This window comes from Stenotrophomonas sp. YJH_SMC_20 (genome assembly GCF_059367845.1).
On the sequence record NZ_JCAFRG010000004.1, the window covers coordinates 1 to 14,205 of the forward strand.

The following is a 14,205-nucleotide window of genomic DNA, read 5'->3' on the forward strand; positions in this document are numbered from 1 at the left end:
CTCCCTGGTGAAATTAGCGCTGTGGAACCACCCGATCCCATCCCGAACTCGGAAGTGAAACGCAGCTGCGCCGATGGTAGTGTGGCTCAAGCCATGCGAGAGTAGGTCATCGCCAGGGTTTACACCCAAAACCCCGCTGCTCACGCAGCGGGGTTTTTCTTTGTGCGTAGCAAACGCCGGTAGTGCCGGCCGCTGGCCGGCAACCCGATGGCGTTACATCGCCCGGTAGATCCACGCCATCCGTGGATCCCCCTGCGAGGAACAGCGGCGCCAACCAAGGTTGGCCGCTACCAACAGCAGGCGCACACAGCGGTCGTTTGCCGGCCAGCGGCCGGCAACTTTGTGCGCGGTAAACACCGGGTAGTGCCGGCCGCTGGCCGGCAACCCGATGGCATTACATCGCCCGGTAGATCCACGCCATGCGTGGATACCCCCTGCGAGGAGCAGCGGTGCCAACCAAGGTTGGCCGCCACCAACAGCAGGCCCACACAGCAATCGGTTGCCGGCCAGCGGCCGGCACTACCAGGGGCAGGTCACGCATAAAAAGACGGCGCCCTGCGGGCGCCGTCCTCATCCACTCGCTTGGCAGACCCTGATCAGGCGGCCCGCGGGACCTCGTGTGCTTCCTGCTGGCGGAAGACCGACACCGCTTCAGTCAGCGTCCCAGCCTGCGACTGCAGCTCACGTGCGGCAGCGGTGGCCTCCTCCACCAGCGCCGCGTTCTGCTGCGTGGCCTGATCCATCTGCACCACGGTCTGGTTGATCTGCTCGATGCCAACCGACTGCTCCTGAGAGGCCGCCGAAATCTCGTGCATCAGGTGGCTGACATTCTCAACGCCCCCGACAATGCCCTGCATCCGCTGGCCCGCATCGGCCACCAGCTGGGCACCTTCGCCCACCTGGCGACCCGCCTCATCGATCAGCTTCTTGATTTCCTGTGCGGCGGCGGCGGAGCGCTGCGCCAGCACGCGCACCTCGCTGGCCACCACCGCGAAGCCGCGGCCCTGCTCGCCGGCACGGGCGGCCTCCACTGCCGCGTTGAGCGCGAGGATATTGGTCTGGAAGGCGATGCCATCGATCACGCCAGTGATGTCGCCGATCCGCTTCGAGGCACCCTCGATCGCCTGCATGGTGTCGACGACCCGCTGCATGGCGACGTTGCCGTCGCTGGCGGCGCTCTGGGTGGTGATCGCCAGCTGGCTCGCCTCGCGCGCATGGGCAGCGTTCTGGCGCACGGTGGCGGTCAGCTCTTCCATCGAAGCGGCGGTTTCCTGCAGGTGCGCTGCCTGGCGCTCGCTGCGCTCGGACAGCGCGCCATTGCCCGCAGCGATTTCGCTCGCAGCGGTGCTGATCGAGGACGCGCACTGCTGGATACGGCCCACCATGCGCGCCAGCTGGCCGGCGGTGGCGTTGGCATCGCGCTGGATCGCGGCAAATGCGCCGTGATACTCACCATGCATGCGTCGATCGAGATCGCCGCTGGCCAGCGCCGAGAGCATCTGCCGCACCTCGTCAACCGTACTGCCCAACGTATCCAGCAACTGGTTGATGCCACCGGTGAGGCCATCGAGGAAGCTGGCACCTTCGGTTGCCTGCAGGCGCTGGTCGAGGTCGCCGGCGGCGGCGGCCGCGACGATGCCGGCGACGGCGTTCTCCAACGCGAGCTCATGGGTACGGTCATGCCACTCCACGGCGAAGCCCAGGCGCACGCCCTGTGCGTCGAAGACCGGAGTAACCACCTGTGCGAAGTGCACCGGGCCGATCTGTACCTTGCCGTTGTGGCTGACCTGCAGGCCATTGAGGATGGCGCGGATCCGGTCCGGGTTGGCGTGGAAGCGATGGATGCTGCTACCGACCAGGCGCTCGGCATCGAAATCGGGGAAGGCCTGGCGCAACGTTGCCTGCTGGTTACGCAGCAGGGCCACCACCGAGCGGTTCACGTAGCGGATCACGTGATCGTTGTCGGCAATCATCATCGCGGTGCGCGAGGCATCGAGGGCCTGGCGGATCTGCGCGTTCTCGGCGTGTGCCTCCGCTTCGCGTCCACGCTGGGCCTGCACATGGCGTGCGGTGTCGGCCAGCGCATGGGCCAGCGAACCTGGTGCGTAGGCGGTGGTGTCAGCATGTGCACCAAGATCGGCGCCGGTGGCGATGTCGCGCGCCAGCGCGGCCAGCCGGCGGGGACCGTGGCCGAGTGCTTCGGTCTGCTGGCGGAGCCGCAGTGCGACCTGGCCAAGGAACAGGGTCAGGCCGGCCAGCATCGCGGCCTGCAGCAGCGCCGGCCACAGCGCAGTACCGTCCAGCAGCGGTGCCAGCAGGGAGAGCGTACCGACGCCACCGGCCAGCCACACCGGAAGGCGATCACGGTGGCCCAGCAGCACGCCCAGCAGCAGGGCAATCGGCAATGCCGGTGACAGGCTGATGATCGCGCACAACACGGCCAGCTGCAGCGACAACAGCAACGCCAGACCGTTGCGGGCGACGGCCCGGCCCGCCTGGGGGCCGCCCAACCACGCGGCTGGCAATACGGCGACGGCCGCCAACGCGGCGGCTTGTGCCTGCGGCCCACGCAGCGCCAGCACCAGGGCAGCCATAGCCAATATCCCGCTGCCGATCAGCAGGCGGCGGTCAGCGCGGCGCGCGAGCTGCTGCAGATGCGGCAGGCGGGCGGTATCAGGGGGACGGGAGGATGCAACGGACATCGGCGACTCCTGGGTCAGCTAAAGACAACGGCCACGCCGCAACGCACGCAGCAGGGCGTGACGAGGGCGGGTGCCGGGAATTCGGGGAATGCGACGCGATCAGCGACGCGCAGACGGGGCACCGTGGCCACATCCTGTGGATGACGGTGCAGCAGAGCGGGCATGCGGACTTCCTTGCAGGACCAGACACACGCCGCAGGCCCGACCGGGTCCGCGTGCGGCGGGCGCAGGGGCCCGCAACTGATGTATCGGCCGCAACTGCGCGGAGTGAAGTGCGCGAACGCCGCGACTCAGCCGGCGTTGTCGTTGCTGAAGAAGTGCAGGATCACGTCTGCGATCTGTTCCGGGTTTTCCATGTGCAGGTGATGGTTGCCGGGAAACACCGCCAGCCGCCCGTTGCGCAGGTGCTGCAGGCGCTCGCTGCGCATCGGCTCGGGGTAGTAGGACTGCGCAGGCGTGGCATAGATTACCTGCGTCGGGCAGGCGATGGCCTGCAGCAGGTTGTCGATCTGGCCTTCGCTGAGGCGGATCGCGGTGGGCAGCATCAGCCGCGGATCGCTGCACCAGCGGTAGCCGCCCTCGACCGGTTCCACGCCCCGCTCGACCAGCAGCCGCGCGCATCCTTCGCTGAGCTGGTTGGTCATCATCCGCGCACGGATCGGCGCGGCCAGGTCAGGGAACACGCGCAACTGCTTGCGTGCCAGTCCCCGCGTGGCGTTTACATGTTCACGCAGACGGTTGGCCGTTTCTTCCTCGGGGCCACGCAGGCCGCCCAGTGCTTCGATCGCCACCAGCCGCTCCACGCGGTCGCTGACCGAGGCGGTGAGACTGGCGATGCCGGCGCCCATTGAATGACCGAGCAGGCTGAAGCGGTCCCAGCCCAGCGCGTCGGCGACATCGAGTACGTGGCAGATCGCGGCGGCCGTGGTGTAGCTGGCACCGGCCGGCAGGTGCGCGCTGTGGCCATGCCCGGGCAGGTCGATGGCCACCAGCTGCAACGGCGACAGGTGCGGCGCCAGCGGCACGAAGCTGGCCGCATTGTCGAGCCAGCCATGCAGGGCCAGCACGCGCGGGCCGTCGCCGTGATTGCGCAGGCCGGCGACGCGCGCGCCACCGACCTCCAGTTCAAACGGCTGCAGACTCATGCCAGCGAGGCCACGGCCAGCCGCGCCAGGGCGCGAGCGTGTTCCGGATCGGCGTTGAGGCAGGGGATGTAGCGCATCGTCGCGCCACGCTCGGCCAGCGTCTCGGTGAAGCCCAGCGCCACTTCCTCCAGCGTTTCCAGGCAATCGGTGGCAAAGCCCGGGCAGACCACGTCGATCTGCTTCACGCCGGATTCGGCCAGCGCCCACAGGCTGGGCTCGGCATACGGCTGCAGCCAGCGCTCGCGGCCGAAGCGCGACTGGTAACCCATCTGCCAGTCGTCCCTGCCCAGGCCCAGTGCGTGGGCGATGGCCTGCGCGCTTGCCTCGCAGCGCTGCGGATACGGGTCGCCCGCGTCGGCCAGGCGCTGTGGGATGCCATGGAAGGAGAACATCAGTTTCCGGCCGCGACCGTGCTGCTCCCAGTAGCGGCGGATCGATCCGGCCACGGCCTCGACCCAGCCTGGATCGACCGAGTAATCGCGCACCAGGCTGACGGTTACGCCTGGGTTGCGGCGCTGCCACGCATCGACGCGGTCTTCGACCGAGGCGGTGGTGGTGGTGGAGTACTGCGGGTACAGCGGCAGCACCACGATGCGGCGCGCGCCGTCGGCTGCCAGGCGGTCGAGCTCGCTGGCCAGCGCCGGTTCGCCGTAACGCATCGCATGGCGCACTGTCAGGGTCGGCAACAGGGCCTGCATGGCCTGCGCCAGCTGGCGTGTATGCACCATCAGCGGTGAGCCGTCGGGCAGCCAGACCTGGGCGTACTTGGCCGCCGAACGACTGCTGCGCAGGGGCAGGATCAGTCCGCGCAGCAGCGGCTGCCACAGCAGTGGCGGGATCGCGACCACGCGGCGGTCGGACAGGAATTCGGCCAGGTAACGGCGTACGGCGGGGGCCGTCGGCGTCTCGGGCGTGCCTAGGTTGACCGCCAGCACGGCGGTATCGGGTGCGTCGAGCATGGGCGGTATTGTCGCCGATCCGGCGCCGTGCCGGGATGCAGGGTTCGGATTGCAGGCATAGCGCGCATCAATGTGAGCAGGGAACGCTCATTGGGGATTCATGACAACGCTACTAATTTCAGTCACTTGCTATATCTTCCTATGGACTGACTTCTGGAGCCTGCCATGCGTCGCCCGATCCAAGCCCTGCTGATCGCCGCCAGCCTGCTGTCCAGCCAGGCCATGGCCGGACCGCAGGAAGACCAGCGTGCGCGCAATGCCGTGCGCGTGCTTGCTGAAATCCAGGAAATCCCCGAACAGGGCATTCCGGACAAACTGCTCGACGAAGGCCGCGCGGTCATCGTCATTCCCGACACGATCAAGGCCGGTCTGGTCATTGGTGGTCGTCGTGGCCACGGCCTGATGTCGGTGCGCATGCCCAACGGCGCCTGGTCCAATCCGGTGTTCGTGAAGCTGACCGGCGGCAGCATCGGCTTCCAGGCCGGCGTGCAGTCCTCGGACGTGGTGCTGGTGTTCCGCAACGACCGCAGCCTGGACAACCTGGTCAATGGCAAGTTCACGCTGGGCGCCGATGCCGGTGTCGCCGCCGGCCCGGTCGGCCGCAATGCCGCCGCTGCCACCGACGGCCAGCTGAAGGCCGAGATCTGGTCCTGGTCGCGCGCGCGCGGCCTGTTTGCCGGCGTCGCGCTGGATGGTGCGGTGCTGCAGATCGATGATGCCGCCAATCTGGATGCCTACGGCAGCAACACCACGCCGCGCATGATCTTCGAAGGCCGCGCTGCCGGTTCGCCGTCGATGGATGTGGTGGCCTTCCGTGACCGCCTGGAAGAGGCCACCTACGCTGCACGCAGCAACCGCAGCGGCAACGGCAGCGCACCGCGTCCGGCAGCGGCCCCGGCGGTTGCGCCGGCGCCTGTTCAGGCAGCACCGGCCGCCCCGGCGGAAGCCACCACGGCGCCGCTGCAGAACGTGCCGCAGACCCCGCCACCGCAGCAGCAGGGCTTCCAGCCGGTCAATGACGGCGAAATCCGCACGGAAACGCTGGGCGGGAACTGACTTTCGTCACGCGCGCCGGCTTACAGCCGGTGCGCTATGCTCGACAGCCTGATCACTAACGTAACGAGCGTCTTTATGGGCAGTTTCAGCATCTGGCATTGGTTGGTCGTGCTGGCCATCGTCCTGCTGGTGTTCGGCACCAAGCGCCTGACCAGTGGCGCCAAGGACCTCGGCTCGGCAGTCAAGGAATTCAAGAAGGGCATGCGCGACGACGACAAGCCGAACGCGCAGCTGGGCGACGAGTCGCGCAGCCAGGATGCCTCGCGCACCGCGCAGGACGAGCACGACCGCAACCCACGCTGATCCGGAGCGGTCGCGGTGTTCGATATCGGCTTCAGCGAACTGCTGGTGATTGCCGTGGTCGCTCTGGTGGTGCTCGGTCCCGAGCGCCTGCCCAAGGCGGCCCGCTTCGCCGGCCTGTGGGTGCGTCGTGCCCGCAACCAGTGGGATTCGGTGAAACAGGAACTGGAGCGCGAACTGCACGCCGAGGAGATCAAGCGGCAGATGCAGGACGTGCGCCAAGGCATGCAGGACACCGAGAACCAGCTGCGCGCCAGTGGCGAAGCGCTCCGTCGCCAGGCCCAGCAGGCGCGGCAGCAGGGCGACGATCTGGCGCAGGAAGTGCGAGCACCGGCGCAGGCCGATCTGCCGCCGCACATGATTGCCCAGCCCGGCGTGGACCCACCGGCCCAGGCTGGCGCCGTTGCCGGGGCGGCTGCAGACGCGCCCGCTGAAGCAGCCGCGACACCGCCGCCGCAGAGCACGGAGCGCCAGCCATGAGTGAACAGGATTTCGGCGAAAGCTCGCTGGTCGAGCATCTGGTGGAACTGCGCGGCCGCCTGGTGCGCGCATTGCTGGGCCTGGGCGTGGTGCTGCTGGCGCTGCTGCCGTTTACCCAGAAGCTGTACAACGCACTGGCCGAACCGCTGGTGTCGCAGCTGCCGAACGGGCAGACGATGATCGCCACCAACCCGGCCGGCGCCTTCTTCGCCCCGCTGAAGCTGACCTTCTTCGTCGCCCTGTTCGTGGCGGTGCCGTGGCTGCTGTACCAGTTGTGGGCGTTTGTTGCCCCGGGCCTGTACGCGCGTGAGAAACGCCTGGCCGTACCGCTGCTGGTGTCGTCGGTGCTGCTGTTCTACATCGGCTGCGCCTTCGCCTACTTCCTGGTGCTGCCGGCGGTGTTCCACTTCCTCACCACCTTCAGCCCGGACGTGATCGCAATCACACCGGATGCGAATGCCTATCTGGACTTCGTGCTGGCGATCTTCTTCGCCTTTGGTGGCAGTTTCGAACTGCCGGTGGCGATGGTGATCCTGGTGCTGCTGGGCTGGGTGACGCCGCAGCAGTTCAAGGAAGGCCGCGGCTACGCGATCGTCGGCATCTTCGTGCTGGCGGCGGTGCTGACCCCGCCGGACGTGGTGTCGCAGCTGATGCTGGCGATTCCGATGTGCCTGCTGTACGAGCTGGGCATCCACGCCGCACGCTGGCTGGTGCCGTCGTCGGTAGTGAAGAAGCCCGCCGCCTGAAAGACAAAAAGGGGACGGAGGGGATTATGTCGTTAAAGGCAAAAACGACTTAATCCCCTCCGTCCCCTTTTCTATCCACGCATGGCGTGGATCTACCTGCGTTCTGGTCAGGCGTGGAACACGTCGCTGGAGGTCGGCGTGGTCGGGATCGGCGGCGCCGCGCGGCTGCCGCGGTGCACGAACATCTGTTTCCACGCGGCGTAGACCGCGCCGACATACAGCGGCATCAGCACCGTGGTCAGCACCAGCTGGGCGATGAAGGCGGCGGCCAGCGGGCCGCCGATCAGCATCGCGATCTGGATCACGATCACGAACAGGATGTACATGCAGAACGCGGCGATCAGGCCGAGTGCGGCGAACACGATCATCGCGCCGATGTTCTCGATGCAGCCCTGCAGGCTCAGGCGCAGCGCGTGCATGCCGCTCTGCTTGTCGAACACCACCAGTGCCGGCTGGGTGAACATCGCCAGCGACAGCGCCACCGCGCTCAGGAACACCAGCAGCATCCACAGCGCAATGCGCTTTGCCGGCAGGTTGGCGACCAGCGCGGCGGCATCGTCCGGCTTGATCTGCTGGCCACTGCGGCTGATCTCTTCCATCTTGGTCATGACCTCGCTGAAGGCGGTGAAGCCCTCGCGACCGATCATCATGAACAGCAGCGCGCCCAGCAGCAGTACCGCCAGCACCTGGATCGCCAGCGGCACCAGCAGGTGGCTGACGCGGTGGTCGCGGATCGGCTGCAGCAAGTGCGAGGCCAGGCCCGGGCGGCCTTCGTCGATCTCGCCCACGGCGTAGAGCATGCCGCCGAACATGATCGGCGAGATGGCCAGGGTCATCAGCTGCACGGCCATGCCTGCCGCGCCGGGAATCAGCGTGGACAACAGGGTGACCAGCCAGCTCACCAGCAGCCAGGCCAGGCCGATCCGGGCCAGCTGCAGCGGCGCACGCCGGTACAGGGAGAACGTATCCAGCAACCACTGGGCGCCCGCCGAAGCCGGCAGCTTGCGAATCTCTTTCATGGACATCCGGGAGGGACAGGAGGGGCCGGGCGGCTGCCCGTGCCGCCGATTATCCCTGTTTTGCCATCGGCTGGGCTGAAGACAGCCGCGCCTGGCGCACGAAACGGCGCAACAGCTGGCGGGCCAGCGGCGCGGCGCTGACTGCGCGCTCGATGGTGCGGGCGCAGCCGCCGTGGCGACCGATGCAGTCGGCGCGGGCACGCACGTAGCCGCGCATGTGGTGGGTGGCGAATTCCGGATGGAACTGCACCCCCCAGGCGTGGCGGCCCCAGCGGAATGCATGGCAGCCATCCAGCGGCGAGCGTGCCAGCACCTGGGCACCCTCGGGCGCACGCAGCACGGTCTGCAGGTGGGTGGCGTGGGCGGCGAAATGCTGCGGCAGGCCCTGGAACAACGGGTCCTGTGCCGCCTGCGGCTGCAGTTCCAGTTCGATCGTGCCGGACTCGCGGCCAGCCGGGTTGTAGGCCACCTCGCCCCCCAGCGCATGGGCCAGCAACTGATGGCCATAGCAGATGCCGAACACTGGCAGACCGGCGTGGGCAGTCTGGCGCAGCCATGCGGCGCTGCGCTCGCTCCAGTCGGCGTGGTCGGTGACGAAGGCGGCCGAGCCGGTCACCAGCACGCCAGCAAAGGCATGCGGATCGGGCAGGGCATCACCGTGTTCGACATCGACCACCACCGTCTCGTGTTCTTCCAGTCCGGCGGCGACGCGAATCCAGTGTGGAAAGCGCCCATAGCGGCGCAGCGGCGGCACCGGTCGGCCGGTTTCAACGATCAGGAACGGGGCTGGATTCATCCGGGGGCGGCAGTACTGACAGGACTTCCTCGATTGTAGTCAGCCCCTGCGCCACCTTTTCAAGCCCGGCCTGGCGCAGGGTCCGCAGCCCTTCAGCACGTGCGGCACGGCTGAAACCGGCCAGATCCATGTCGGCGCGGATCTGCCCGCGCAGCCGCGAGCCCAATGGCAGCAACTCATACAGGCCGATGCGGCCAAGGAATCCGGTGCGCCGGCACTCCAGGCAGCCAACCGGCCGACAGGGCGTGGCGGCATCTGGATATGCGCCATCGCTATCAGCCAGCACCGCCCAGTCGGCAGCACCAAGGGTGTGCGGCTGCTTGCAGTGCGGGCACAGCGTGCGCACCAGGCGCTGGGCGAGGATGCCGTTGAGGGTGCTGGCGAGCAGGTAGTGCGGCACGCCCAGGTCGAGCAGGCGGGTGACCGCCGAGGGCGCGTCGTTGGTATGCAGGGTGGACAGCACCAGGTGGCCGGTCAGCGAAGCCTGGACCGCCATCTGCGCGGTCTCCAGGTCGCGGATCTCGCCGATCATGATGATGTCCGGGTCCTGCCGCAGCAGGGTGCGCACGCCGCTGGCGAAGTCCAGGTCGATGTTGGCCTGCACCTGCATCTGGTTGAACTCCGGCGCGATCATCTCGATCGGGTCCTCCACCGTGCACACGTTCACGTCCGGCGTGGCCAGCCGCTTCAGCGTGGAATACAGGGTGGTGGTCTTGCCCGAACCGGTTGGACCGGTGACCAGCACGATGCCGTGCGGCCGCTCGACCAGCGCATTCCAGCCGGCGGCCTCCTGCGGGCTGAAACCGAGCTGGTCGATGCTCTTGAACGCAGCATCCGGGTCGAAGATGCGCATCACGCACTTCTCGCCGAAGGCGGTGGGCATGGTCGACAGGCGCATCTCGACCTCGCGGCCACCCGGCGAGCGGGTCTTGATGCGTCCATCCTGCGGGCGCCGCCGCTCGGCCAGGTCCATGCGGCCGAGCACCTTGATACGGCTGACCACCGCGGTCATCACCGCTGGCGGCACCTCGAACACCTTGTGCAGCACGCCGTCGATGCGGAAGCGCATGCGGCCCATCTCGCGACGCGGCTCCAGATGGATGTCCGAGGCGCGCTGTTCGTAGGCGTACTGCAGCAGCCAGTCGACGATGTGCACGATGTGCTGGTCGTCGGCATTGACGTCGCCGGTGCGGCCCAGCTCGACCAGCTGCTCGAAGCTGGGCAGCGTGGTGCTGGCCTCGCCGCGCACGTCGCCGCGGGCACCGCGCACCGAACGCGTCACCCCGTAGAACTCCATGGTGTAGCGGTGCAGGTCCAGCGGGTTGACCACTGCCAGCTCGATGCGGCGGCGGGTCAGGTGCTGCAGGTCGCGGCGCCATTCCTGCACCAGCGGCTCGCTGGTGGCTACCAGCACGCGCTCGGCATCCACCGCCAGCGGCAGGAAGCGATGGCGGCGGGCGTAGGCATGCGACACCAGCGCGGTCACCGCAGCGACGTCCACCCGGGTCGGGTCGATGCGCAGGTAACGGCTGCCGGTGCGCTGCGCCAGCCACTCGGTCAGGCGTTCCAGGGTCAGTTCGCCGCCGCCCGTGGCGGCCAGCTTGAGGTTGGACAGCAGTACCAGCGGATGCACTTCACTGGCGTTGCGCGCGCCCTGCGCGGAAAACCGCATGCGCTCGCGGTCCTGCTCGGCCACCAGGTCATCGGCGACCAGAGCCGCGGCAATCTGCTCGAAATGCAGCCGTCCCCAGGGCAGCGGGACGCCGCCCGCCTCGCCGGGCGTGCCTGCCGGCAGCCGATGTTCCATCTGCCTGCTCCTCCCGGGTACGGAATGCCCCGCAGGTCGGCCGTTATACTAGCGCACCCCCTTGCCGGCCAAGACTCGTACGCATGTCCGCGACCCCGACCGTTCCGATCACCTTCCAGGGCCTGATCCAGACCCTGAACCAGTTCTGGGCCCAGCAGGGCTGCGTGCTCATCCAGCCGCTCGACCTGGAGGTGGGCGCCGGTACCTTCCACCCGGCCACCTTCCTGCGTGCGATCGGTCCGGAAAGCTGGAATGCGGCCTACGTGCAGCCGTCGCGGCGCCCGACCGATGGCCGTTACGGTGAGAACCCGAACCGCCTGCAGCGCTACTACCAGTACCAGGTGGCGATGAAGCCGGCGCCGGACAACATCCAGCAGCTGTACCTGGATTCGCTGAAGGCACTGGGCATCGATCCGCTGGTGCACGACCTGCGCTTCGTCGAGGACAACTGGGAATCGCCGACGCTGGGCGCGTGGGGCCTGGGCTGGGAAGTCTGGCTCAACGGCATGGAAGTGACCCAGTTCACCTACTTCCAGCAGGCCGGTGGCCTGGAATGCCGCCCGGTGCTGGGCGAGATCACCTATGGTCTCGAGCGCCTGTGCATGTACCTGCAGAACTGCGACAACGTCTACGACCTGGTCTGGACCTACGGCCCGGACGGCCAGCCGGTGACCTACGGCGACGTCTACCACCAGAACGAGGTGGAGCAGAGCACCTACAACTTCGAATACGCCGACGTGGAAGAAATGTTCCACCGTTTCGACGCCTGCGAGCGCGAAGCGCAGAAGCTGGTGGAAGTAGGCCTGCCGCTGCCGGCCTACGAGCAGGTGATGAAGGCCAGCCACACCTTCAACCTGCTCGATGCGCGCCGCGCGATCAGCGTGACCGAGCGCCAGCGCTACATCCTGCGGGTGCGCGCACTGGCCCAGGCGGTGGCCAAGGCGTATTACGAACAGCGCGAGAAGCTGGGCTTCCCGGGCGCGAAGAAGGCCTGAAGGCCGCGCTCTCCCCCTTACTCCGGGGCGCCGGACGCGTCGCGCGCTGCGCCCCCACCACAGGATCGAACCGATGAGCCAACTGTCCCCCCTGCTGATTGAACTGGGCACCGAAGAGTTGCCGGTCAAGGCGCTGCCGGGCCTGGCCCAGGCCTTCTTTGACGGTGTTGTCGAAGGCCTGCGCAAGCGTGGCATCGCGCTGGAACTGGGCGATGCGCGCCCGCTGTCCACCCCGCGCCGCCTGGCCGTGCTGCTGCCGGGCGTCGGCCTGGAACAGCCGGAACAGCACAGCGAAGTGCTGGGCCCGTATCTGAACATCGCGCTTGACGCCGAAGGCCAGCCGACCAAGGCCCTGCAGGGCTTCGCCGCCAAGGCCGGGATCGACTGGACCGCGCTGGAGAAGACCACCGACAACAAGGGTGAGCGCTTCGTGCACCGCGCGGTGACCCCGGGCGCGAGCACCGCCAGCCTGTTGCCGGAAATCCTGCGCGAGGCGATCGCGGCGATGCCGATTCCCAAGCCGATGCGCTGGGGCGATCACGCCTGGGGCTTCGCGCGCCCGGCGCACTGGCTGGTGCTGCTGCACGGTGCCACTGTGGTCGAGGCCGAACTGTTCGGCCTGCAGGCCGGCCGTGTCAGCCGTGGCCACCGCTTCCACCACGACCAGGCCGTGTCGCTGGCACAGCCGCAGGACTACGTTGAAGCGCTGCGCGCCGCGTTCGTGCTGGTCGATCCGAGCGAGCGCCGCGCACGCATCGTCGCCGAGGTCGAAGCCGCCGCAGCCAAGGCCGGTGGCAGTGCCCGCATCACCGAGGACAACCTGGAGCAGGTGGTGAACCTGGTCGAATGGCCGTCGGCAGTGCTGTGCAGCTTCGAGCCCGCGTTCCTGGCGGTGCCGCAGGAAGCGCTGATCGAGACGATGGAAATCAACCAGAAGTTCTTCCCCGTGCTGGATGCGGCCGGCACGCTGACCGAGAAGTTCATCGGCATTGCCAACATCGAGTCGAAGAACGTGGCCGAAGTGGCCAAGGGCTACGAGCGGGTGATCCGCCCGCGCTTCGCCGATGCCAAGTTCTTCTTCGACGAGGATCTGAAGCAGGGCCTGGTGTCGATGGGTGAGGGCCTGAAGACGGTGACTTACCAGGCCAAGCTGGGCAGCGTGGCCGACAAGGTGGCGCGCGTGGCCGCACTGGCCGAAGTGATCGCAGCCCAGGTCGGTGCCGATCCGGCGCAGGCCAAGCGGGCTGCCGAGCTGGCCAAGAACGACCTGCAGTCGCGCATGGTCAACGAATTCCCGGAACTGCAGGGCATCGCCGGCCGCCACTACGCCGTGGCAGGTGGTGAATCGGCCGAGGTTGCGCTGGCCATTGACGAGGCCTACCAGCCGCGCTTCGGTGGTGATGACATCGCGCTGTCGCCGCTGGGCAAGGTGCTGGCCATCGCCGAACGCGTGGATACGCTGGCCGGTGGTTTTGCTGCAGGCCTGAAGCCGACCGGCAACAAGGACCCGTTCGCCCTGCGCCGCAACGCGCTGGGCCTGGCCCGCACGATCATCGAAAGCGGCTTCGAGCTGGACCTGCGCGCGCTGCTGGCCAGCGCCAACGGCGGCCTGGCGGCGCGCAACGTGCAGGCCGACGTCGGCGAGCTGTACGACTTCATCCTCGACCGCCTGAAGGGCTACTACGGCGACAAGGGCGTGCCGGCTTCACACTTCAACGCTGTGGCCGAGCTGAAACCGGCCTCGCTGTACGACTTCGACCGCCGCTTGGATGCGATCGGCATCTTTGCGACGCTGCCGGAAGCCGAAGCGCTGGCCGCGGCCAACAAGCGCATCCGCAACATCCTGCGCAAGGCCGAGGGCGAGATTCCGGCGCAGATCGACGCGGCACTGCTGCAGGAAGATGCCGAGCGCGCGCTGGCCGAAGCGGTCACCGCCGCCATCGATGACACCGGCGCCAGCCTGCACCAGAAGGACTATGTGGCGGTGCTGGCACGCCTGGCGCGCCTGCGTCCGCAGGTCGACGCGTTCTTCGATGGCGTGATGGTCAACGCGGAAGATCCGGCACTGCGTGGCAACCGCCTGGCACTGCTGACGATGCTGGGCGAGCGCCTGGGCAAGGTGGCGGCGATCGAGCATCTGTCGAGCTGACGCCCGTATCGGTAGTGCCGGCCGCTGGCCGGCATTGCCCCGGATCTGTGG

Annotated in this window: 12 protein-coding genes and 1 rRNA gene; 7 read left to right on the forward strand and 6 right to left on the reverse strand. The window is 67.9% G+C overall.

Annotated elements, in window-relative coordinates:
- The first annotated feature begins 3 nt into the window (after positions 1-3).
- A 5S ribosomal RNA gene (gene rrf / locus AC5P6A_RS08390) occupies positions 4-118 on the forward strand.
- 478 nt (positions 119-596) lie between these two features.
- On the opposite strand, the gene AC5P6A_RS08395 is transcribed toward rrf, so the two are convergent.
- The 3 genes from AC5P6A_RS08395 to hemH form a co-directional block, all read right to left on the reverse strand.
- Positions 597-2,702 carry a methyl-accepting chemotaxis protein gene (locus tag AC5P6A_RS08395; RefSeq protein WP_021204699.1) on the reverse strand — a complete coding sequence of 702 codons (2,106 nt, stop codon included), beginning with the start codon at positions 2,700-2,702 and terminating at the stop codon, positions 597-599.
- Positions 2,703-2,992: 290 nt separating this feature from the next.
- Complete coding sequence (locus AC5P6A_RS08400; protein WP_019661775.1) at positions 2,993-3,847, reverse strand: alpha/beta fold hydrolase; 855 nt, start codon at positions 3,845-3,847, stop codon at positions 2,993-2,995.
- Entirely contained in the window at positions 3,844-4,806 is a 963-nt protein-coding gene (hemH, locus tag AC5P6A_RS08405) for a ferrochelatase (protein ID WP_019661774.1), read from the reverse strand. The genes AC5P6A_RS08400 and hemH overlap by 4 nt, the downstream gene beginning before the upstream one ends.
- 165 nt (positions 4,807-4,971) lie before the next feature.
- On the opposite strand from hemH, the gene AC5P6A_RS08410 reads away from it, so the two are divergent.
- From AC5P6A_RS08410 to tatC, 4 genes are all read left to right on the forward strand, one after another.
- Positions 4,972-5,862 carry a lipid-binding SYLF domain-containing protein gene (locus tag AC5P6A_RS08410; protein ID WP_019661773.1) on the forward strand — a complete coding sequence of 297 codons (891 nt, stop codon included), beginning with the start codon at positions 4,972-4,974 and terminating at the stop codon, positions 5,860-5,862.
- A gap of 75 nt (positions 5,863-5,937) precedes the next feature.
- Positions 5,938-6,165 carry a Sec-independent protein translocase subunit TatA gene (tatA, locus tag AC5P6A_RS08415; protein ID WP_295567652.1) on the forward strand — a complete coding sequence of 76 codons (228 nt, stop codon included), beginning with the start codon at positions 5,938-5,940 and terminating at the stop codon, positions 6,163-6,165.
- A 15-nt stretch (positions 6,166-6,180) separates the two neighbouring features.
- Positions 6,181-6,642, forward strand: a complete 462-nt coding sequence (tatB, locus tag AC5P6A_RS08420; protein ID WP_019661771.1) for a Sec-independent protein translocase protein TatB — start codon at positions 6,181-6,183, stop codon at positions 6,640-6,642.
- Complete coding sequence (tatC, locus tag AC5P6A_RS08425) at positions 6,639-7,388, forward strand: twin-arginine translocase subunit TatC (protein WP_049403616.1); 750 nt, start codon at positions 6,639-6,641, stop codon at positions 7,386-7,388. Before tatB ends, tatC begins: the two co-directional genes overlap by 4 nt.
- 107 nt (positions 7,389-7,495) lie before the next feature.
- Here the strand turns inward: tatC and AC5P6A_RS08430 are convergent, their stop codons facing one another.
- The 3 genes from AC5P6A_RS08430 to AC5P6A_RS08440 are packed head-to-tail and all read right to left on the reverse strand — an operon-like array spanning position 7,496 to position 11,010.
- Positions 7,496-8,407: a BPSS1780 family membrane protein gene (locus AC5P6A_RS08430; protein WP_019661770.1), complete on the reverse strand. Its 912-nt coding sequence runs from the start codon at positions 8,405-8,407 to the stop codon at positions 7,496-7,498.
- 49 nt (positions 8,408-8,456) lie between these two features.
- Positions 8,457-9,203, reverse strand: a complete 747-nt coding sequence (locus AC5P6A_RS08435; RefSeq protein WP_134732171.1) for a glutamine amidotransferase — start codon at positions 9,201-9,203, stop codon at positions 8,457-8,459.
- On the reverse strand, positions 9,175-11,010 hold the full coding sequence (locus AC5P6A_RS08440; RefSeq protein WP_227844910.1) for a GspE/PulE family protein: 1,836 nt from the start codon (positions 11,008-11,010) through the stop codon (positions 9,175-9,177). The genes AC5P6A_RS08435 and AC5P6A_RS08440 overlap by 29 nt, the downstream gene beginning before the upstream one ends.
- An 83-nt stretch (positions 11,011-11,093) precedes the next feature.
- Between AC5P6A_RS08440 and glyQ the strand changes: the two genes are divergently transcribed.
- The gene (gene glyQ, locus AC5P6A_RS08445) at positions 11,094-12,005 is read left to right on the forward strand and encodes a glycine--tRNA ligase subunit alpha (RefSeq protein ID WP_019661767.1); all 912 of its coding nucleotides are present in this window, start codon (positions 11,094-11,096) and stop codon (positions 12,003-12,005) included.
- 73 nt (positions 12,006-12,078) lie between these two features.
- The gene (gene glyS / locus AC5P6A_RS08450; RefSeq protein ID WP_308305835.1) at positions 12,079-14,154 is read left to right on the forward strand and encodes a glycine--tRNA ligase subunit beta; all 2,076 of its coding nucleotides are present in this window, start codon (positions 12,079-12,081) and stop codon (positions 14,152-14,154) included.
- The last annotated feature ends 51 nt before the right edge of the window (positions 14,155-14,205 follow it).

Coding starts and splice junctions, on each gene's coding strand:
- AC5P6A_RS08395 (WP_021204699.1), bottom strand. CDS start 2,702: ATGTCCGTTGCATCCTCCCGTCCCCCTGATACCGCCCGCCTGCCGCAT.
- AC5P6A_RS08400 (WP_019661775.1), bottom strand. CDS start 3,847: ATGAGTCTGCAGCCGTTTGAACTGGAGGTCGGTGGCGCGCGCGTCGCC.
- hemH (WP_019661774.1), bottom strand. CDS start 4,806: ATGCTCGACGCACCCGATACCGCCGTGCTGGCGGTCAACCTAGGCACG.
- AC5P6A_RS08410 (WP_019661773.1), top strand. CDS start 4,972: ATGCGTCGCCCGATCCAAGCCCTGCTGATCGCCGCCAGCCTGCTGTCC.
- tatA (WP_295567652.1), top strand. CDS start 5,938: ATGGGCAGTTTCAGCATCTGGCATTGGTTGGTCGTGCTGGCCATCGTC.
- tatC (WP_049403616.1), top strand. CDS start 6,639: ATGAGTGAACAGGATTTCGGCGAAAGCTCGCTGGTCGAGCATCTGGTG.
- AC5P6A_RS08430 (WP_019661770.1), bottom strand. CDS start 8,407: ATGAAAGAGATTCGCAAGCTGCCGGCTTCGGCGGGCGCCCAGTGGTTG.
- AC5P6A_RS08435 (WP_134732171.1), bottom strand. CDS start 9,203: ATGAATCCAGCCCCGTTCCTGATCGTTGAAACCGGCCGACCGGTGCCG.
- AC5P6A_RS08440 (WP_227844910.1), bottom strand. CDS start 11,010: ATGGAACATCGGCTGCCGGCAGGCACGCCCGGCGAGGCGGGCGGCGTC.
- glyQ (WP_019661767.1), top strand. CDS start 11,094: ATGTCCGCGACCCCGACCGTTCCGATCACCTTCCAGGGCCTGATCCAG.
- glyS (WP_308305835.1), top strand. CDS start 12,079: ATGAGCCAACTGTCCCCCCTGCTGATTGAACTGGGCACCGAAGAGTTG.